An 18,689-nucleotide genomic window follows, 5' to 3' on the forward strand; every position below is an offset into this window, starting at 1 on the left:
GCCATCACTTCGGCGGCCGAGCAGCTGTCGGCCACCACCCTGTTGCGCTTCGCCACCGCGGGCTCCGTCGACGACGGCAAGTCCACCCTCGTGGGGCGGCTGTTGCACGACTCCAAGTCGGTGCTGACCGATCAGCTGGAAGCGGTGACCACGGCTTCGCTCTCGCGCGGCCAGGACACCCCCGACCTGGCGCTGCTCACGGACGGTCTGCGGGCCGAGCGCGAGCAGGGCATCACCATCGACGTGGCGTACCGCTACTTCGCCACCGCGCGGCGGCGCTTCATCCTCGCCGACACCCCGGGGCACGTGCAGTACACCCGGAACATGGTGACCGGTGCGTCCACGGCCGAACTCGCGGTCGTGCTGGTGGACGCCCGCAACGGCGTGGTGGAGCAGACCCGTCGCCATGCCGCGGTGGCCGCCCTGCTGCGGGTGCCGCACGTGGTACTCGCCGTGAACAAGATGGACCTGGTCGACTACGCGGAGCACGTCTTCGCCGCCATCGCCGAGGAGTTCACCTCGTACGCCGCATCCCTGGGCGTGCCGGAGATCACCGCGATCCCCATCTCGGCGCTCGCCGGTGACAATGTGGTGGACCCGTCGGCGAACATGGACTGGTACGGCGGACCCACGGTGCTGGAGCACCTGGAGACCGTGCCCGTCTCGCACGATCTGGCGTCCTGCCACGCACGGCTCCCCGTGCAGTACGTGATCCGTCCGCAGACCGCCGACCACCCGGACTACCGGGGGTACGCGGGGCAGATCGCGGCCGGCACCTTCCGCCTCGGCGAAGAGGTCACCGTACTGCCGTCGGGACGCACCTCGCGGATCAAGGGAATCGACCTGTTGGGGCAGGCGGTGGACATCGCGTGGACCCCGCAGTCGATCACCCTGCTGCTGGAGGACGACATCGACATCTCGCGCGGCGACCTGATCGTGCCGAGCGGGGATGCGCCACCGACCACGCAGGACATCGAGGCCACCGTGTGCCACGTGGCCGACCAGCCGCTCACCGTGGGGCAGCGGGTGCTGCTCAAGCACACCACACGCACGGTGAAGGCCATCGTCAAGGCGATCCCGTCCCGGCTGACCCTCGACGACCTGTCCCAACACCCGGAGCCCGGACAACTCGTCGCCAACGACATCGGCCTGGTCACCGTGCGCACGGCCGAACCGCTGGCGCTCGACTCCTACGCCGACTCACGGCGCACCGGCTCCTTCCTCCTCATCGACCCGGCCGACGGCACCACGCTGGCAGCCGGGATGGCGGGCGACTCGTTCGCCACGACGGCCACGGCGGCCGTACAGACATCAGACAGCATCGAAGACTCGGGGTGGGATTTCTGATGACCGACGTATATGCGACCTTCGCGAAAGAAGGGGGCCGTGTGGGCAGCGGCACCCTCGGCGCAGGTTCCGGAGGTGTCGTGTGTTGTGCGCGATGAACCGTACGCACCACCGGATGACGCTTCACCGACGAAGACACCGTTCTGCCGACTTCCCGGCCACGACTTACGTTCGTGACCGCCGGGGCCTTCGAGAGGAAACCCTCCCGTGCCTGCCACCCGTACCACTGTGCGCCGCGGCCTTGCCGCAGCCGCCGCCGTCCCGCTGCTGATCGGCGCACTCGCCTCTTGCGGCTACGGTTCCGACGCCAAGAAGGACGATAAGACCACCCCGGCCGCGAAGGGCAAGAAGCTCTCGGCCGACACCGTGAAGTTGGGCTACTTCCCCAACCTCACCCATGCCACTGCGCTCGTCGGGGAGCAGCAGGGCATCCTCCAGAAGGAGCTGGGCGGCACCCAGATCAAGTCGACCACCTTCAATGCCGGCCCCTCCGAGATCGAAGCCCTGAACGCGGGCGCCATCGACATCGGGTTCATCGGCCCCTCCCCCGCGATCAACGGTTTCACCAAGTCCAAGGGCAAGAACCTGCGGATCGTCGCCGGCTCCGCATCCGGTGGTGTGAAGCTCGTGGTCAACCCCAAGAAGATCAAGACCCTGGACGACCTCAAGGGCAAGAAGATCGCCACGCCCCAGCTGGGCAACACCCAGGACGTCGCCTTCCTCAACTGGATAGCCGAAAAGGGCTGGAAGGCCGACGCGCAGAGCGGCAAGGGCGATGTGTCGGTGGTGCGCACCGACAACAAGATCACCCCGGATGCCTACAAGTCCGGTTCCATCGACGGCGCTTGGGTGCCGGAGCCCGTGGCCTCCAGACTCGTGGCGCAGGGCGCCAAGGTGCTGCTGGACGAGTCGACGCTCTGGCCGGACAACAAGTTCGTGATCACCCACATCATCGTCTCGCAGAAGTTCCTCAAGGACCACGCGGACGTGGTGCAGGCCGTGGTGCGCGGCTCGGTGAAGACCAATGCCTGGATCAACGCCAACCCGGACCTGGCGAAGGCGTCCGCCAACGCCAAGCTGAAGGCCCTCACCGGCAAGGAACTGCCCCCCGAGATCATCGACCCGGCGTGGAAGTCGATCCAGTTCACCGATGACCCGCTGGCGTCGACCCTCAAGACCCAGGCGGACTACGCGGTGAAGGCCGGCCTGTTGGAGAAGCCCGACCTGAACGGCATCTACGACCTCACGGAGCTGAACGAGGTCCTCAAGACCGAGGGCAAGCCCGCGGTCGCCGATGCCGGACTCGGCGTCAAGTAGACCGGCACAACCGAGTTCCCAGGAGGTGACGACCATGGCCAACACCCTCACCAAGGACCAGGCGACCGGCCGTACGACGACGGCCGGGCCCGCCGCCCGCATCGAACACGTATCGAAGTCCTTCTCGGGACCCGCGGGACGGCAACTCGTCCTGGACGACATCACCCTCGATGTCGCTCCGGGAGAGTTCGTCACCCTCCTGGGGGCCTCGGGGTGCGGGAAGTCCACCCTGCTCAATCTGGTGGCGGGGCTCGACAAGCCCAGTGCGGGGTCCATCGAGACCCCGGGCGGGCGACCCGCGCTGATGTTCCAGGAGCACGCGCTCTTCCCCTGGCTCACGGCGGGCAAGAACATCGAACTCGCGCTGCGGCTGCGCGGGGTCGCCAAGACCGAACGCCGTACGGAGGCGGAGCGACTGCTGGAGCTGGTGCGGCTCGGCGGTGCGTACCGCAAGCGGGTGCACGAACTCTCGGGCGGCATGCGCCAGCGGGTGGCGCTCGCCCGCGCCCTGGCGCAGGACAGCCAACTCCTGTTGATGGACGAGCCGTTCGCGGCCCTCGATGCCATTACCCGCGATGTGTTGCACGACGAGCTGACGCGGATCTGGCGCGAAACCCAACTGTCGGTGCTGTTCGTCACCCACAACGTCCGCGAGGCTGTGCGGCTCGCCGAACGGGTGGTGCTGCTCTCGTCCCGACCGGGCCGGATCGCCAGGGAGTGGACCGTCGGCATCGAACAGCCGCGTCGCATCGAGGACGCCGCCGTGGCGGAGTTGTCCATCGAGATCACTGAAGAACTGCGTGGGGAGATCCGCCGACATGGCCAGCACTGAGACCTCAACCGAGGCCAAGGCCAAGGCAAAGCCCGACGATCTCGCCGGTCTGGAAGCGGGACTCGACGCCCTGGATGCGGTGCAGTCGCACCGCACCCCGGTCAGCGAGGTCCTGCTGAAGAAGGTCCTGCCGCCGGTGGTGGCCGTCGTCCTGGTGGTTGCCGTGTGGCAGGCACTGGTGTGGGCGGAGGTCACCGACGAGGGCAGTCTGCCCGCACCCTCCGCGGTATGGGACAGCGTGTCCAAGCTGTGGCTGGCCGGCACCCTGCTGGAGGTCGTCTGGACGAGCGTGTCCCGCGGTCTGCTCGGCTTCCTGCTGGCGCTCGCGATCGGCACCCCGCTGGGGTTGCTGGTCGCCCGGGTGAAGTTCGTCCGGGCGGCCATCGGGCCGATCCTGTCCGGTCTCCAGTCGCTGCCGTCGGTGGCATGGGTGCCGCCCGCGGTGATCTGGCTCGGGCTGAACAACCAGATGATGTACGCGGTGATCCTGCTCGGCGCCGTCCCGTCCATCGCCAATGGGCTGGTCTCCGGTGTCGACCAGGTCCCGCCGTTGTTCCTGCGCGCGGGCCGCACCATGGGTGCGACCGGCCTCAAGGGGACCTGGCACATCGTGATGCCCGCGGCACTGCCCGGCTATGTGGCCGGGCTCAAGCAGGGCTGGGCGTTCTCCTGGCGCTCGCTGATGGCCGCGGAGATCATCGCCTCGTCGCCCGATCTGGGCCTGGGGCTCGGGCAGTTGTTGGAGAACGGCAGGAACAACTCCGACATGCCGGGGGTGTTCTTGGCGATCCTGCTGATCCTGTTGGTCGGCATCGCCATCGATCTGCTGATCTTCAGCCCGTTGGAGCGGGCGGTCCTGCGGGGCCGCGGGCTCCTCGTCAGGAACTGAGTGGTGTGATGCGTCCTCCTGTCCTTCTCGTCATCGCCCACGGCAGTCGCGATCCGCGCCATGCCTCGACCGTCGAGGCGCTCGTGCGTCGGGTGCGGTCGAACCGGCCGGAGCTGTCCGTGGAGATCGCCTACCTGGACTTCAACACCCCCGGTGTGCCGCGGGTGTTGGAACGGCTGGCGCTGAAGGGCGTCGAGGACGTCATCGCACTCCCCTTGTTGCTGACCCGCGCCTTCCATGCCAAGTCCGACATCCCGGCCGTACTGCGGGAGGCTTCGCCCCGGCTGCCGAGGCTGCGGATCCATCAGGCCGAGGTCCTCGGGCCGTCCCCGCTGCTGCTCGCCGCACTGGAGCGCAGACTGCGGGAGGCGGGACTGAGGGAGGCCGACAAGCGCTCGACGGGGCTGGTCCTGGCCTCGGCGGGTTCCACAGACCCGGAGGCGATCGCGGTGATCGCAAACATAGCGCGGGAGCTGCGGCGTACCGGTTGGTGCGCCGTGCGGCCCGCGTTCGCCTCCGCACTCCTTCCCCGTACCGACGAGGTCGTGCGCTCGTTGCGCTCTGACGGATTCGAACGGGTTGCGGTGGCGCCGTACGTCATCGCACCGGGCCGACTGCCCGACCGCATCGCCGAGGGCGCCCGCACCGCGGACGTACTGGCGGATGTGCTGGGTCCGGCACCGGAGCTGGCGCGGCTGCTGGTGGAGCGGTACGAACAGGCCCTGCCGGCGCTGGTGGGCGGCCGGATGGCCGCGTTCGTCTGAGTACTTTCCCGGACCGGGGGCGGGGAAGCCGAGGCCGGGGCCCACGGGCCCCGGCTTCTGTGTGCCCACTGCGACTGCGGTGCGGGCGGCGGGGCGGTGACCGTTTCGTGGCATCCCGGTGACGTTCGAAGGGCGTGCACCGTGCAGGATCGGGGGAAGGAGGCCGACATGTCGTTCCATTACCACAAGCGCATCACCTTGATCCCGAAGCTGCTCCACCTCACCATCGGCACCCATGGCTGGTCGCTGAGCCTGGGCGGGCGCCGGGCCCATCTCACCCGGGACAGCCACGGCAGGCGTGGTGCGGCGGTCCGGTTGCCGGGCGGCTTCACCTGGCGTCGCCACTCGCGCCGCCACCGTCACTGAGCGGTGAGTTCCACCAGTTTGCGGACGGTGTTCCAGTTGCGGGTGGTGGCGATGACCCCCGGCAGCAGACGGGGCTTGGCCAGGGTCTCGGCGAGCTTGGACCGGCCGAGCCCCTCCGGTAGGTACAGATAGAGCGCGCGGTCCCCGAGCCGGAAGTCCTCGGGGGCGAAGGCCGCCCGGTCGACAGCGGCGAGACGGTCGGCCGCGACCTGCTCGGAGTAGTAGGTGACGTGGAGTTGCTTGGACTCCAACTCATCGGCGGGGAAGGGACAGTCGTCCCGTACGGCCGTGAGGTACGCATGGTCGCGCACCAGACAGTCGACGTTGAACCCGAAGTGCTTCTCGATGGCGCGCTCCAGGGCCGCGGCGAGGGCCTGCTCATCGTCTCCCGATGAGCTGCTGAAGGCCGCGTTGCCGCTCTGGAGGTAGGTGGTCACGTCCGAGTGGCCCAGCTCGGCCAGGACCTCCCTGAGGGCGGCCATGGGGACCTTCCTGCTGCCACCGACGTTGATGCCGCGCAGCAGGAGTGCGTATCTGGTCGTCATGGCGCTCAGGGTAGGACGGTCGCCGCACCCCGTGGGGGAGGGTGCGGCGACCGTCGTCGGTGGAGCAGGGGCTCCGCTCGGTTACGGGACGATCTTGAGGAGCTTGTTGATCGTGCCGGGGCCGGCGTTGGAGATCCTGCCGGGGGTGGCGCCGTCGGTCAGGGCCTTGGCTATCTGCGCCGGGGTGGCGCCGGGGTGGTTGGCCAGGTAGATGGCTGCCGCGCCGACGACGTGCGGGGTGGCCATGGAGGTTCCGGAGATCGTCTTGGTGGCACTGTCGCTGGTGTGCCACGTCGAGGGGATGTCGGAACCGGGGGCGTAGAGATCGACGATCCCACCGAAGTTGGAGAAGCTGGACTGGGTGTCCGTACGGGTCGAGGACGCCACGGTGATGGCCTCCCGGACGCGTGCGGGGGACCCGACACTGGCGTTCTGCGACTCGTTGCCCGCCGCGACTCCGAAGGCGATCCCCGAGGCGATCGCCCTGCGGACGGCCGCATCGAGCGCCGGGTCGGCGCTGCCGCCGAGGCTCATGTTGGCGACCGAGGGCCCCTTGCGGTTCTTGGTGACCCAGTCGATTCCCGCGATGACCTGCTCGGTCGTGCCGGACCCGCGGTCGTCGAGCACCCGCACGGCGACGATCTTCGCCTGCTTGGCGACTCCGTACCGGGCGCCCGCGATGGTGCCCGCCACGTGCGTGCCGTGGCCGTTGCCGTCCGTGGCGATGTTGTCGTTGTCGATCGCGTCGAACCCGTGCACGGCTCTGCCGCCGAAGTCCCGGTGGCTGACCCGTACTCCGGTGTCGATGACGTACGCCGTCACACCCGTACCCGCGGTGTCGGGGTAGCTGTAGCGGCGGTCGCCCGCGGTCGTGGCCTGGTCGATCCGGTCCAGGCCCCAGGTCGGGTTGGTCTGCGTCGCGGAGATGCTGAACCGCTTGTTCTGGACCACCTTGGCGACGGCCGGGTGCAGGGCGAGGTTCCGCGCCTCGTCCTCGGTCATTCCGGTGGTGGAGAAGCCGTTGACGGCGGAGCTGTAGTCACGCTTCAGCTTGCCGCCGTACTCCTGGGCGAGGCTGCGCTTGTCCGCCTTCTCGTCCAGCAGCACGATATAACTTCCGGCCACCGCGCCCTCGGCGTTGATGCCGTGCACGACGCCCTCGGGCGCCGTGGAGGCGCCGGCGAACGCCGTTCCGAAGAACAGACCGCCGGACACGGCCGCGATGGCTGCCATGGCCGACGTTGACTTGATCCTGCTTTTCCGTCTGTGAGTTGCCATGGAGAGGATCTCCTCGTCAGCAGGTGTGGGGGGCCATTTCCCGGTCGCGAGATCCTCCGGGAGATGGCTCGAAACCTTGGCCGATTGACGCGCCCAGTTCAAGCGGTTCCACCATCTGTGACTTTGGCAACAAGAATTCACAACTACAACAGGCCAACTCCCGCAAGTCGGTTGCGGAGTTGCTCGGGAGGGGTCCCACTTCTGACCGAAAATAGATGTAAGGGGCTCGGACCGTTCTTGTCGGGGATGCCCCCCGTCCCAGAGGAGTAGAGCGCTCCTCCAGGTTCGTCGGACAGTACGACGAGGTGGAAGCGGGTGCGGCCGTAACGTCGTGGAGCGAGACAACGGGACTGCACCCACTGGGGGATTGAGGCTGTTATGGAGAACGCGCAGCACGCGGAGAAACCGGAGACCCCGAGAACACGACCACGTGGCTTTGCCGCGCGGGCCGGGGGGTGGAGCGCACAGCACCGCTGGGCGGCCGTCGGCATCTGGGTGCTGTTCGTCCTGGTCTCCATGGTGGCCGGCTCGGCCGTGGGCCGGCAGGACATCGACGGCAGTCAGCAGCTCAAGGGCGAGACGACGCAGGCCGCCCGGATAGCCGAGCGGGCCGGTATCGAGGAGCCGGTCAGCGAGTCCGTGCTGGTGCAGGCCAGGGACGGTGCCCTGAAGACGTCCGCACCCGAGTTCCGGGCGGCCGTGGACGCGGTGATCAAGGCGGTGGAGGCCACCGGCGAGGTGACCGCGGTGACCTCCCCGTACACGAGCCGGAGCATCTCCAAGGACGGTCGCAGTGCGCTCGTCCAGTTCGACATGCGGGGTGACCCCGATACCTCGGCGGAGCGGATCGACCCGGTCCTGAAGGCCGTGAAGGGGGTGCAGGGCGACCATTCCGGGCTGCGGATCGAGCAGATCGGGGGCGCCAGCATGACCAAGACCTTCGACGACGCCTTCGGGGACGACTTCCGGCAGGCGGAGTTGTCGGCCGTGCCGGTCGCGCTGGGGATCTTGCTGATCGCGTTCGGAGCGCTGGTCGCAGCGCTGCTGCCCGTTGCACTCGCCATCTCCGCGATCATGGCGACGATGGGTCTGGTGGCGGTCGTCAGCCACATCATGCCGATGAGCGAGACGGCCAACTCGGTCATGCTGCTCGTCGGACTGGCGGTGGGGGTCGACTACTGCCTGTTCTATCTGCGGCGCGAACGGGAGGAGCGGGCCGCCGGGCGGGACGCCCGAACGGCCATGCAGATCGCTGCTGCTACCAGCGGTCGGGCCATCGTGGTCTCGGGTGTGACGGTTTGTGTTGCCATGGCGGGAATGCTCTTCACCGGAATTGGCGAGTTCGAGTCCATGGGCCTGGCGTCGCTGATGGTCGTCGCCGTGGCCATGGTGGGCTCGGTGACGGTCCTCCCCGCGCTCCTGTCCTTGCTCGGCGACCGGGTGGAGAAGGGCCGGGTGCCGTTCATCGGAAAGCTGAAGGGCGGCGCGAACGGCGAGAGCCGCTTCTGGAGCGCGGTGCTCAGCCGGGTGCTCAAGCGCCCGGTGATCTCCCTACTGGTGGCGACGGGCGCTCTGGTCGCGGTGGCCCTGCCCGCACTCGGGATGAAGACCCAGGAACTCAAGCTGAACCAGGAGTTCGGCGACTCGCTGCCGATCGTGGCGACGTACGAGCGCATCAACGAGGCGTTCCCTGGCGGGGCGGAGCCCGCCGAGGTCGTGGTGAAGGCGGACGACATCAATGCGGCGCCGGTGAAGCGTGCGATCGCCGAGTTCCGTGAGCGGGCGGTGTCATCAGGCGCTTCGGGCGGTCCGGTCGAGGTGGTGACGCACGATGCCGAGAACCTGGCCTTCGTGTACGTACCGCTGACCGGTGGCGCCGACCAGGACGAGGCGGCCAAGAGTCTGGACCTCCTGCGCGACGAGGTCAGGCCCGCCACCCTCGGCCAGGTCGACGGGGTCGAGGCGCCCATCACCGGGCAGGTCGCTGGTTCGAAGGACTTCAACGACCAGATCACCGGAGCGGTCACCCCGGTCTTCGTCTTCGTGGTGGTCTTCGCCTTCGTCCTGATGCTGCTGTCGTTCCGCTCGCTGACGATCGCCGTGACGTCGATCGTGTTGAACCTGCTCTCGGTCGGGGCCGCCTACGGCATCCTGACCGCGGTCTTCCAGCACGGTTGGGGTGCTTCCCTGGTCGGCGCGGAGGGCGTGGGAGCGATCGTCGCCTGGTTGCCGCTGTTCCTCTTCGTCATCCTGTTCGGGCTGTCGATGGACTACCACGTCTTCGTGGTGTCACGCATTCGCGAGGCCCGGATGCAAGGACGGACGACTCGGGACGCGATCACCCACGGGGTGGTGACCACGGCGGGCGTGGTCACCAGCGCTGCGGTGATCATGGTGGCCGTGTTCGCGATCTTCGGAACGCTGTCGATGCAGTCGATGAAGCAGATGGGCGTGGGTCTGGCGGCGGCGGTGCTGATCGATGCGACCGTGATCCGGGGCGTGCTGCTGCCCGCCGCGATGGCGCTGCTCGGGGAGCGCAACTGGTACTTCCCGAAGTGGCTGGAGTGGCTGCCCGACATGACGCACGACGAGAGCGGACCGCAGACCCCTGCCGCGGTGGTGGGTCACGACGACGAGAGTCGCACGCCCGTGGCGGTCTGAAGCCCCGCGGGGCGGCAGGTCGAGGGGAGCCCTGCCGGGGGCAGGTCGAGGGGCGGGGTCCTTGGAGGGACTCCGCCCCTCGGTGTCCGCGGACCGCACCGCAGACGGTTCGGCCTGGTCAATCGGCGCGATGGAGCTCCGATTCGATCAGGGCGACCGCCTGGCGGGTTCCGCCCTCCTGGGCCATGCCGGCTCGGATCTCCGCGAGGCGGCGGGCGACGTCCGGATCGCCCACGAGGTCGAGCACGGCCTCTCGCAACTGCTCGGCCGTGGCCGTGGCGGAGTCGAGTCGGCGGGCCACCTGGAGACCCACCAGCATGTCCGCGTTGCCGAACTGGTCCACCGCCTGTGGGACGGCCACCATCGGGGTCGCGGTGGCCAGACCCTCCTGGCTGCCGCCGGCCCCTGCATGGGTGATGAAGGCGTCGGCCTGCCGTAGCACGGCGAGTTGTGGCACCCACGCATGCACCTCGACGCTTGCCGGGATCTCCCCCAACTCGTCCCGGCCGACATGGCGGCCGATCTGGAGGACGGTGTGCCAGCCGGGCAGTTCGCCGAAGGCCCGCACGCACTCCCGGTAGAACGCGGGGTGCTTGGTGTAGGAGGAGCCGAGGGAGACCAGGAGCACGCGCTCCGCGTCCTCGGGGCGGTGCCACTCCCCCTGGTCGCCGCGCTCCCCCTGACAGGCGCCGACGAAGGTGAACACGGCCGGGTCCACCCGGTCCGCGTGCGGCTGGAGGGCTGCGGGGATGAGGACGATGCCCCGGCGGGGCCGGCCCACCAGGTGGTCGGGGTCCGTGTCGTGCAGTCCGTGCTCGTCGAGCCAGGCCCGGAAACGCGCGTAGTACGCGCGTCCGCGCTCCGACGCCATCAGCCCTTCGACCAGCGGCGCGGAGACCTCCTCGTGGTACCCCTCCCAGGGCACGAGGTTGGGCCAGAGGGCGACGGCGGGCACGTTCCATCGGCGGGCGAGCACGGGGGCCGGGTAGGCGGTGATGTCATGGAGGACGAGATCCGGTTCGTCGCCTTCGAACGCCTTCGCCAGTTGGGGCAGCGCCTGGATCGCGTCGGCCAGGAACGGCTCGATGTTGTCGATCAGTTCGGTCCCCCACGCCTCGGGATCGTCCTCGGTCGGCAGGATGGAGTCGTAGACCACGGGCGTGGCACCCGTCTCGGCCACGCGATCCGCGAACGAGGCCGGGATCGCGTAGCTGACCCGGTGTCCGCGTGCCACCAGCTCTCGGATGACCTCGATGCTGGGGTGCACATGGCCCGGTGCGGCGATGGAGAACATGGCGATGTGGGCAGGTCGCGGCGCGTTCATGGCTCCAGACTAAGCGAGACGATACGTTTCGTGCAAACGCTGGAATCCGCCGCTCAGCGCTGATACCGGGCCAGCACCAGATTTCCGTCCTCGACCAGTCGTTCCCGCAGTTCGTCCAGGTCGATCGCGCCGCTGTAGTACTCCTGGTACGCAGGGGTCGCCACCTTGTCCTTCCACTCCGGATAGCCGCGCACCGACTGGGCGGGGGCGGATCGCAGCCCGCGCGCCAGTTCCGCTCCCACGGCCCAGCCGTACCGCCGCACCCGCAGCGAAGGGTCGGCCAGCGCGGACAGTCCGGTCGGCAGCATCCAGTCCCCCCGGGCGAGGCGGACCATGTTGGCCGGCTGGAGCAGATGATCGATGAACCGCATCGCCTCCCGCTTGTGCGGACTGTCCTGCGCGATGGACAGGGTCTGCGGGCTGACCCCCTGCACCGCACCCGCCGTACCGACCGGCATCGGCAGTACCGTCCAGGAGAATCCTGGAGGCGCCTGCTGGACGATCTGCTGCCGGTAGGAGAAGCCGAGCGGCACCATGGCGTACTTGCCGCCGAAGAATCCCGGGAGCGCGTCCGAACCTCCCATGCCCAAGGCGGTACGGGAAGCCGTCCGGTCCTCGTTCACCTGGTCGTGGATCGTCCTGGGCACCACACCGTCCGCCGCCGTGAAGTCGACCTCCACCTTGCTGGAGTCCTCGCCCGTTCGGTGGAACAGCCGGCCGCCCGCGGAGAGCCCCAGATTGAGGGTGACGGACACGGGTTCCTTCAGCGGCCAGGCCACCGCGTACTTTCCCCTGCCCATCGAAGCGGTGATCTGCTTGCTCACCTGGCGGAACTCGGCCCAACTCCAGGGGCGTTCCACCGTCGGCATGCGGACGCCCGCAGCGTTCAGAATGTCCTGATGGGCGATCAGTACCCGGGGCTCCTGGAGGAAGGGAACGCCGTACACACCCCGTCCGAAGGTCACCGTCTCCCAACTCCGCTCCGGAATGTCCGACCGCAACCGCTGCGGCAGCAACTCTCGGAGATCGGCGAGATAGCCGCCGTAGGCGAAGTCCGCGAGATCGTCGGACGCGTCATGGATGATGTCGGGCGCTTCGCCCCCTTCGAAGGAGGTCAACAACTGGTCGTGGACGCTGTCCCAACTGCCCTGGACGTAGTCGACCTGGATGTCGGGGTGACGCGCATTCCACTCCTGCACCAGTTGTTCGTTGGCATCGACCGACTCCTTCTGCCAGGCGAGCGACTGGAAGCGCAGTCGAATCTGTCCTGGTGTCCGCTCCTGGCCCGCGGCGCAGCCGGTGAGCAGAAGTGCGCAGATGGCGATGAGTGCCACCGGACGAAGGCCCATCACCACCGGGCGGGTCCGCATCAGGACTTCACCGCCCCCGCCAGCATGCCCCCGGTGATGCGTCGCTGGATCAGCGCGAAGATCACCAGTGAGGGAAGGGTCGCCAGGAAGGCAGCGGCGGCGAGGGGACCCAGATCGGCGACTCCCTCGGCCCCCAGGAAATGCGTCAGCACGACCGGCAAGGTCTGTTTCTCCGGTGTCTTCAGCAGGACGAGCGCGAAGAAGAACTCATTCCACGCGGTGATGAAGGCGAAGAGCGCCGTCGCGGCGATGCCGGGTGCCAGCAGGGGCCCCGTGACCGAGACGAGCGTACGGAGTCGACCCGCGCCGTCGACGGCCGCGGCCTCCTCCAGTTCGATCGGAACCGCGCGGACGTATCCCGCGAGCATCCAGAGCGCGAACGGCAGCGACCAGACGACGTACACCAGCACCAGTCCGGACAGGGTGTTGATCAACCGAAGGTTCTTCAGGACGAGGAAGAGCGGGATGATCACCAGGACGAAGGGAAAGGCTTGGCTGATCACCACCCATCCGGTGGCAGCCGTGGAGAGCCTGCTGCGGTGGCGCGCCATCACATAGGCCATCGGGGTGGCGATGGAGACGGAGATCACCGCCGCGCAACAGGCGGCGATCAGACTGTTCGCCGCCGCCTGGAGCAGTGGCTGTTCGTCGAATGCCTGACGGAAGTTGTCCAGGGTGGGGTTCTGGGGGATCCAGGTGGGGTGGAGCGAGCCCAGTTCACGTGCCGGCTTGAAAGCGGTGGAGATCAGCCAGAGGAAGGGGAACACCAGGAAGACGAGATAGCCCAGCAGGGCGAGGTACTGACCCGCCCTCATCAGGGAACTGGTCCGGTTCATCGGGCTTCCCCTCCCCTGATCCGGTTCACCAGATAGACGGCGAGCAGTACCGAGATCACCGCGACCATCACGCATCCCATGGCGGCGGCATAACCAAACTGTCCATAGCGGAATGCCTCTTCATAGGCGAAGAGCATCGGTAGGCGGGTGCGCCCACCGGGGCCGCCGTTGGTGAGCACGTAGACCAGCGCGAACGCATTGAAGTTCCAGATGAAGTTGAGTGCGCTGATGGCCAGGGCGATGGGTTTGACCGCGGGCCAGGTGACGGTCCAGAACCGCCGCCAGGCTCCGGCGCCGTCCAGGGCCGCTGCCTCGTGGAGTTCATGGGGGGTGTTCTGGAGACCCGCCAGGAGGGTGACCGTGGTCTGCGGCATTCCGGCCCAGATACCGACGATGATCACCGCGGGGAGCGCGGTGCCCAATCCGGTCAGCCAGTCACGGCCGTCACCGAGTCCGAGGTCGCGGATCGTCTCGTTCAGGATTCCCGCATCCGGGTTGTAGACGAGTCGCCACATGATGCCGACGACCACCTCGGGCATCGCCCACGGCACGATGGCCAGGGCCCGGGCCAGCCAACGCAGTCGCAGCTTCTCGTTGAGCAGCAGGGCGAGACCGAGACCGAGCAGGAACTGGGGGACGGTCACCCCGACGGCCCAGAGGAGCCCGATGCCGAAGGAGTCCCAGAAGAGGGTGTCCTTGAGGAGGTCGCGGAAGTTGAGGGTGCCGATCCACTGGGTCGGGGCGGTGCGGCCGGCCTGTGAGTCGGTGAAGGCGAGCGCGATTCCGTAGAGCAGCGGTCCCACGCTGAGCACGAGGATCGGAATCAGTGCGGGGAGAACCAGAAACCAGGCCCCTCGGTCCGTTCGCTTCCCGGACCGCGGTTCCGCGGTCGCCGATGTCACAGATTCAACTCCTTAGGCTCTTTTGACCTTCTTTAGGGAGATTGATCCTGCTCTATGGTCGAACGACGGCTTACGTCATCGTGCTGACGGGCCCGGGCTTCGTCAAGGAGGTCGGGCGGTGGATGCGAGACTTTGGCGGGTTAGAACCGGTGTGGCCCGTGGGACCAGTGGTCAGCAACAAGCAAGCGGAAGAGGCACGGCGATGGATGAGGCACGAGCACGGGAGGTGCTGGCCGCGGCGGGTGTGGCCGCAGACGCAACCCTGCTGGCACTGGGTGAGAATGCGGTCTTCGCCTCGGGTGACGTGGTCATCAAGGTCGGCCGGTCGGACGAACTGCTCGGGCGGGCCGAACGTGAGGCTGCCGTCGGCGCGTGGCTCGCCGAGGCCAGGGTGCCCGCCGTACGTCCGGCATGGCCCGGGGCACGGCTGATCGACGGTCACCCGGTGACCATGTGGCACCGGCTCCCGGAGGCGGTGCGGCCGGCCGAACCCGCGGATCTGGCACTGTTGCTGCGCCGGGTGCACGCCTCGCCCGCACCGGGGTTCGCGCTACCACCACGGGAACTGCTCGGCGGAGTGGAGCGTTGGCTGCGACTGGCCGGAGATGCGATCGATCCCGAGGACGCGGCGTTCCTGCGGGAGCGCAGGGACGGCTTCGCCGACGCTTCGGCGAAGCTCACGCCCCATCTGCCCCGTGGCCCCATCCACGGGGACGCGCTACCGCGGAATGTGCACGTGGGCCCCACCGGGCCGGTGCTGATGGACCTGGAGACGTTCTCGTCGGATCTGCGCGAGCACGATCTGGTGGTGATGGCGCTGTCCAAGGACCGCTACGGCCTGCCGGCCCGCTCGTACGAGTCGTTCGTCGAGGCGTACGGATGGGACGTGCGGGAGTGGTCCGGATGCGCGGTGCTCCGCGGCGCACGCGAGACGGCGAGCTGTGCCTGGGTGGCTCAGCACGCCCCGACCAACCCCAAGGCGCTGGAGGAGTTCCGACGGAGGGTTCGCTCGCTGCGCGAGGACGAGCCGGAGGTCCGCTGGTACCCGTTCTGATGAGAGCGGGGGCGGGCGCCGGTGGGGCGTGGTGGGATCAGTCGCCCTGGACCGCGCCGAGGTCGAAGTAGTCCCGCCATGCGGTGATCTCACCGCCGTGCATTTCGAAGACCCCCACCACGGGGATGTCGACGGACCTTCCCGTACGCAGCCGGACCGAGTCGACGCGCTCGTTGAACACGAGCTCCCCCGACGGTCCGGCGACCTGACGGTGCACGGTGACGCCCAGCGAGCTGAAGCGTCCCAGGAACGCGGCGAAGTGGTCGCGGATCGCCTCCCGCCCGACGACCGGTTCCAACGGGATGCTGTGGTACACGCCGTCCTCTGCGAAGCATCCCGCGAGCTCATCCGCATCCATGCGGGTCAGGGCCGCGAAGAACGCCTCGACCACCTGTTCTCCACTGCTCATGGCCACCCTCTCGATGCAACTGGGCTCACCACGCTACTCGCGGGTGGCACCGACCCGGCCGCGGCGATGGGACACCACCCGCCCCACCAGCGGGGCGAGGACGGGACGAACACCTCAACTCCGCCCTGCGCAGGGATTCCCCGGTGACTCGGCAGCGGGTGACCCCCACCCGGGCCAGGGCGGTACGAGGTCGCTCAACGAGCCGTCAGGTGATCGCCGGCGTAAGGTCCCGCAACGGCCATGCCCCGTCGACGGAGGCATCAGCCGTGCCCTTGCCGCGCAAGAACGCCTCGAAGTCCTGTGCCCACTGCGCGTACCAACCGATCTGACGCTGATGGAGCTCCGCAGGATCGAGCGCCGCCACCTGGGCGTGGCGCTTCGCCAGCGCCCTGGCCACCCGCACGGCGGCGACGGCGTCCGATATCGCGTCGTGGGCGTCGTCCAGCGGTGTGCCGTACTCGGCGGAGACGGCCGCAAGGGTCCGCTTGCCCTTGCGGTAGCGGTCCACGGCACGATCGATCGTGTACGGGTCTATCACCGGGCCGATGGACCGACCCTGAAGACGCTCGCTCAGGGAGGGCAGTGCGTGCCGCTGCAACTCGGCCGAGAGCAGGGTGAGATCGAAGGCGGCGTTGTAGGCGACGACGGGGACATCGCGCTCCCAGTGCGCGCACAGCGCGCTCGCTATCTCGTCCGCGACTTCGCGCGCAGGACGGCCTTCCGCCGCTGCCCGCTCGCTGCTGATCCCATGGATCGCCGACGCCTGCTCGGGGATGCGGACCCCGGGGTCCGCAAGCCAGAAGCGCAGCTCCAGCGGATCGCGCTCTCCCACCTGGACGACGGCCGCGGTCACGATCCTCGCTTGCAGCGGATCGGTCCCCGTCGTCTCCAGGTCGAAGCCGACCAGCGGTTTTGCATGCCAAGCCATCGTGGCCCCCTCCTGTGTGCTGTGGTGCTCTCCCCCACTGGGTTCCCACCTTCGCACGGGCCACTGACAACGGCTCCGAGTTCCGGGCCGAAGGCACGAGGTGGGGCGTCGAAGGGTGGGCGCCGGTGGGAACGGGCCCGCGAGGGGCGCTGCCGCTCCCGGGCGGTGGCGTGAGGCATGGGGCCTCGGACGCCTCCCGAGGGTGCGTACGGTCCGGGCATTTGTCCGACCCGTCGCCCAGGCGTTCTGCCCGGGCGTTCGTCCCGGCGTGTCCGGGCGTTCGTCGCGGCGGTTGTGCGGGCGCTCGTCGCGGCGGTTGTTGTCCGGGCGTTTCAGGAGACCGGCCGCGAGTCGGCCCAGATGGACTCGAACTCCTCGCGGTAGGTCTGGAACAACCCGTGCTCTCCCTCGGCCCCCGGTCGCACCACACTGCGGGCCCCACCGCGCAGCACCAGGACGGGAGCCTCCATGCCCCGCGCCTTGCGCAGGTACGTCTGCACCACGGCCACTCCGTCGGGACCGTCCCCGTCCACCAGATAGGCGGTGAAGCGGGGGGTCTCGTCGAAGACCTGGATCTCGAACGCACCGGGGTCGCGCAGTCGGGAGCGCACCCGCCGCATATGGAGGATGTTCATCTCCACCGTGCGGCTCAGCTCGCCCTTCCTGATGCCCAGCTCTCGTTCGCGCCGCTTGACCGCACTGCTGGCCGGGTTGAGGAAGAGCAGTCGCACCCGGCAGCCCGACTCGGCGAGCCGGACCAGTCGGCGGCCGGAGAAGTTCTGCACGAGGAGGTTGAGGCCGATCCCGACGGCGTCCACCCGCCGTGCGCCTCCGAACAGGTCCTCGGCCGGCAGTTGCCGCTGGAGCCGCACCCGGTCGGGGTGCACCGAGACCACATCGGCGTAACGGTCGCCGACCAGGTCCTCGACCGCGTCCACGGGCAGCCGGTCCGACGAGCGGGTGCCGATCCCGCTCCCGAGCATGTCCAGCAGCCGGGCGGACGCCCGTTCGGCCTGGGCCAGGACGGCTTCGTTGAGGGCACGGTTGCGGGACACGACGTTGCGCGTGACTTCCAGCTCGTCCAGCGCCAGTTCCACATCGCGCCGCTCGTCGAAGTACGGCTCGAAGCACGGCCAGTGCTGGAGCATCAGTTCCCGCAGCTGGGGCAGGGTCAGAAAGGAGAGGACGTTGTCGTCGGCGGGGTCGAGCAGATAGCCCTTGCGGCGGGAGACCTCGCGCACCGCGACGGCCCGCTGCACCCATTCCTGTCCGGCCGGGCCCGCGGCGGCCACCACCCAGTCCTCGCTGCCGTGGACCGGCTCGTAGATGGGGCGCAGCACGCCGGCCACGACGGCACGCAGCCGCTGTTCCACCAGATTCAGCCAGATGTAGGCCCGCCCCGCCCGCTGGGCGCGGGTCCGCACTTCGCTCCAGGCTTCGGCGTCCCACTCCAGCTCGGCCCCGATCTCCAGGGGCCGGGCGAGCGAGACCGCACCGGGCGGGATCTCGGGGGCGCCCCCCTCGTGACCCGTGTCACCGGGGGGTAGCTCCAGCCCTCCAGAGCTCACCCGCGCACCGCCTTCCGTCCCCCACCCAACGATCAAGGAAGACTACTCGCCCGAGGGGACGGGGTGCAGCCCGATCGGCGCGCTCATTTCCCAACTCCCTTCTGTCTCAGGTGCGTTCTTGCTGGCGAGATCGACCGTAGTGAGGTGATTCATAGGGGTACGACCCCGCTCCTCCTCCGGGGGACGTCCACCTTCGCCAGGTTGACGGCGGACGCAACCGCGTCGCCCACCGCTCCTACGAGGGGATACAGCGATACTTTCTAGGAGAATTCGGACCAAGCGCCTCTTGGCGTGCCCGG

The 18,689-nt window shown here is 68.6% G+C and carries 17 protein-coding genes; 8 read left to right on the top strand and 9 right to left on the bottom strand.

Annotation, left to right across the window (positions count from 1 at the left end):
* Window positions 1–3: 3 nt before the first annotated feature.
* From ACFXJL_RS15995 to ACFXJL_RS16020, 6 genes are all read left to right on the top strand, one after another.
* Entirely contained in the window at window positions 4–1,347 is a 1,344-nt protein-coding gene (locus tag ACFXJL_RS15995; RefSeq protein ID WP_358878462.1) for a GTP-binding protein, read from the top strand.
* A gap of 207 nt (window positions 1,348–1,554) precedes the next feature.
* Window positions 1,555–2,664, top strand: coding sequence for an ABC transporter substrate-binding protein (locus ACFXJL_RS16000; protein WP_358878400.1), 1,110 nt, complete (start codon window positions 1,555–1,557; stop codon window positions 2,662–2,664).
* A gap of 34 nt (window positions 2,665–2,698) precedes the next feature.
* On the top strand, window positions 2,699–3,496 hold the full coding sequence (locus ACFXJL_RS16005; protein WP_329024481.1) for an ABC transporter ATP-binding protein: 798 nt from the start codon (window positions 2,699–2,701) through the stop codon (window positions 3,494–3,496).
* On the top strand, window positions 3,483–4,385 hold the full coding sequence (locus ACFXJL_RS16010; protein ID WP_358878399.1) for an ABC transporter permease: 903 nt from the start codon (window positions 3,483–3,485) through the stop codon (window positions 4,383–4,385). Before ACFXJL_RS16005 ends, ACFXJL_RS16010 begins: the two co-directional genes overlap by 14 nt.
* An 8-nt stretch (window positions 4,386–4,393) precedes the next feature.
* The gene (locus tag ACFXJL_RS16015; protein ID WP_384692756.1) at window positions 4,394–5,149 is read left to right on the top strand and encodes a sirohydrochlorin chelatase; all 756 of its coding nucleotides are present in this window, start codon (window positions 4,394–4,396) and stop codon (window positions 5,147–5,149) included.
* Window positions 5,150–5,317: 168 nt separating this feature from the next.
* Entirely contained in the window at window positions 5,318–5,515 is a 198-nt protein-coding gene (locus ACFXJL_RS16020; protein WP_358878397.1) for a DUF4236 domain-containing protein, read from the top strand.
* Here ACFXJL_RS16020 and ACFXJL_RS16025 read toward each other — a convergent pair.
* Window positions 5,509–6,060: a DUF1697 domain-containing protein gene (locus ACFXJL_RS16025; protein ID WP_384692759.1), complete on the bottom strand. Its 552-nt coding sequence runs from the start codon at window positions 6,058–6,060 to the stop codon at window positions 5,509–5,511. The two genes, ACFXJL_RS16020 and ACFXJL_RS16025, sit on opposite strands and share 7 nt — an antisense overlap.
* A gap of 81 nt (window positions 6,061–6,141) precedes the next feature.
* Window positions 6,142–7,338, bottom strand: a complete 1,197-nt coding sequence (locus tag ACFXJL_RS16030) for a S8 family peptidase (protein ID WP_358878395.1) — start codon at window positions 7,336–7,338, stop codon at window positions 6,142–6,144.
* Between the two features lie 378 nt (window positions 7,339–7,716).
* Here ACFXJL_RS16030 and ACFXJL_RS16035 point away from each other — a divergent pair, with 378 nt between their 5' ends.
* The gene (locus ACFXJL_RS16035) at window positions 7,717–9,999 is read left to right on the top strand and encodes an MMPL family transporter (RefSeq protein ID WP_384632760.1); all 2,283 of its coding nucleotides are present in this window, start codon (window positions 7,717–7,719) and stop codon (window positions 9,997–9,999) included.
* Window positions 10,000–10,117: 118 nt separating this feature from the next.
* On the opposite strand, the gene mgt is transcribed toward ACFXJL_RS16035, so the two are convergent.
* The 4 genes from mgt to ACFXJL_RS16055 are packed head-to-tail and all read right to left on the bottom strand — an operon-like array spanning window position 10,118 to window position 14,431.
* Complete coding sequence (mgt, locus tag ACFXJL_RS16040; protein WP_384692762.1) at window positions 10,118–11,323, bottom strand: macrolide-inactivating glycosyltransferase; 1,206 nt, start codon at window positions 11,321–11,323, stop codon at window positions 10,118–10,120.
* Between the two features lie 53 nt (window positions 11,324–11,376).
* Window positions 11,377–12,693: an ABC transporter substrate-binding protein gene (locus ACFXJL_RS16045; RefSeq protein WP_384692765.1), complete on the bottom strand. Its 1,317-nt coding sequence runs from the start codon at window positions 12,691–12,693 to the stop codon at window positions 11,377–11,379.
* The gene (locus ACFXJL_RS16050) at window positions 12,693–13,529 is read right to left on the bottom strand and encodes a carbohydrate ABC transporter permease (protein WP_384692768.1); all 837 of its coding nucleotides are present in this window, start codon (window positions 13,527–13,529) and stop codon (window positions 12,693–12,695) included. Before ACFXJL_RS16050 ends, ACFXJL_RS16045 begins: the two co-directional genes overlap by 1 nt.
* Window positions 13,526–14,431: a carbohydrate ABC transporter permease gene (locus tag ACFXJL_RS16055; RefSeq protein WP_384632769.1), complete on the bottom strand. Its 906-nt coding sequence runs from the start codon at window positions 14,429–14,431 to the stop codon at window positions 13,526–13,528. The genes ACFXJL_RS16050 and ACFXJL_RS16055 overlap by 4 nt, the downstream gene beginning before the upstream one ends.
* A 202-nt stretch (window positions 14,432–14,633) precedes the next feature.
* Here ACFXJL_RS16055 and ACFXJL_RS16060 point away from each other — a divergent pair, with 202 nt between their 5' ends.
* A complete protein-coding gene (locus ACFXJL_RS16060) occupies window positions 14,634–15,485 on the top strand; it encodes an aminoglycoside phosphotransferase family protein (protein WP_358878389.1) in 852 nt (283 codons plus the stop codon).
* Window positions 15,486–15,522: 37 nt separating this feature from the next.
* Here the strand turns inward: ACFXJL_RS16060 and ACFXJL_RS16065 are convergent, their stop codons facing one another.
* The 3 genes from ACFXJL_RS16065 to ACFXJL_RS16075 all read right to left on the bottom strand — a co-directional run bounded on the left by ACFXJL_RS16065 (window position 15,523) and on the right by ACFXJL_RS16075 (window position 18,390).
* Window positions 15,523–15,894, bottom strand: coding sequence for a limonene-1,2-epoxide hydrolase family protein (locus ACFXJL_RS16065; protein WP_384692773.1), 372 nt, complete (start codon window positions 15,892–15,894; stop codon window positions 15,523–15,525).
* Window positions 15,895–16,099: 205 nt separating this feature from the next.
* Entirely contained in the window at window positions 16,100–16,822 is a 723-nt protein-coding gene (locus tag ACFXJL_RS16070; protein ID WP_358878387.1) for a 3'-5' exonuclease, read from the bottom strand.
* 332 nt (window positions 16,823–17,154) lie between these two features.
* Window positions 17,155–18,390 (bottom strand): SAV2148 family HEPN domain-containing protein, encoded by a 1,236-nt coding sequence (locus ACFXJL_RS16075; protein ID WP_358878386.1) that lies wholly within the window; start codon window positions 18,388–18,390, stop codon window positions 17,155–17,157.
* Window positions 18,391–18,689 lie beyond the last annotated feature (299 nt).

The organism is Streptomyces sp. NPDC059256 (assembly GCF_042753785.1).
Classification (GTDB): Bacteria; Actinomycetota; Actinomycetes; order Streptomycetales; family Streptomycetaceae; genus Streptomyces.

Excerpts from the sequence above, each read along its gene's own strand:
- ACFXJL_RS16005 (WP_329024481.1), top strand. The coding sequence starts at position 2,699 with ATGGCCAACACCCTCACCAAGGACCAGGCGACCGGCCGTACGACGACG.
- ACFXJL_RS16010 (WP_358878399.1), top strand. The coding sequence starts at position 3,483 with ATGGCCAGCACTGAGACCTCAACCGAGGCCAAGGCCAAGGCAAAGCCC.
- ACFXJL_RS16015 (WP_384692756.1), top strand. The coding sequence starts at position 4,394 with ATGCGTCCTCCTGTCCTTCTCGTCATCGCCCACGGCAGTCGCGATCCG.
- ACFXJL_RS16020 (WP_358878397.1), top strand. The coding sequence starts at position 5,318 with ATGTCGTTCCATTACCACAAGCGCATCACCTTGATCCCGAAGCTGCTC.
- ACFXJL_RS16025 (WP_384692759.1), bottom strand. The coding sequence starts at position 6,060 with ATGACGACCAGATACGCACTCCTGCTGCGCGGCATCAACGTCGGTGGC.
- ACFXJL_RS16030 (WP_358878395.1), bottom strand. The coding sequence starts at position 7,338 with ATGGCAACTCACAGACGGAAAAGCAGGATCAAGTCAACGTCGGCCATG.
- ACFXJL_RS16035 (WP_384632760.1), top strand. The coding sequence starts at position 7,717 with ATGGAGAACGCGCAGCACGCGGAGAAACCGGAGACCCCGAGAACACGA.
- mgt (WP_384692762.1), bottom strand. The coding sequence starts at position 11,323 with ATGAACGCGCCGCGACCTGCCCACATCGCCATGTTCTCCATCGCCGCA.
- ACFXJL_RS16045 (WP_384692765.1), bottom strand. The coding sequence starts at position 12,693 with ATGCGGACCCGCCCGGTGGTGATGGGCCTTCGTCCGGTGGCACTCATC.
- ACFXJL_RS16050 (WP_384692768.1), bottom strand. The coding sequence starts at position 13,529 with ATGAACCGGACCAGTTCCCTGATGAGGGCGGGTCAGTACCTCGCCCTG.
- ACFXJL_RS16060 (WP_358878389.1), top strand. The coding sequence starts at position 14,634 with ATGGATGAGGCACGAGCACGGGAGGTGCTGGCCGCGGCGGGTGTGGCC.
- ACFXJL_RS16065 (WP_384692773.1), bottom strand. The coding sequence starts at position 15,894 with ATGAGCAGTGGAGAACAGGTGGTCGAGGCGTTCTTCGCGGCCCTGACC.
- ACFXJL_RS16070 (WP_358878387.1), bottom strand. The coding sequence starts at position 16,822 with ATGGCTTGGCATGCAAAACCGCTGGTCGGCTTCGACCTGGAGACGACG.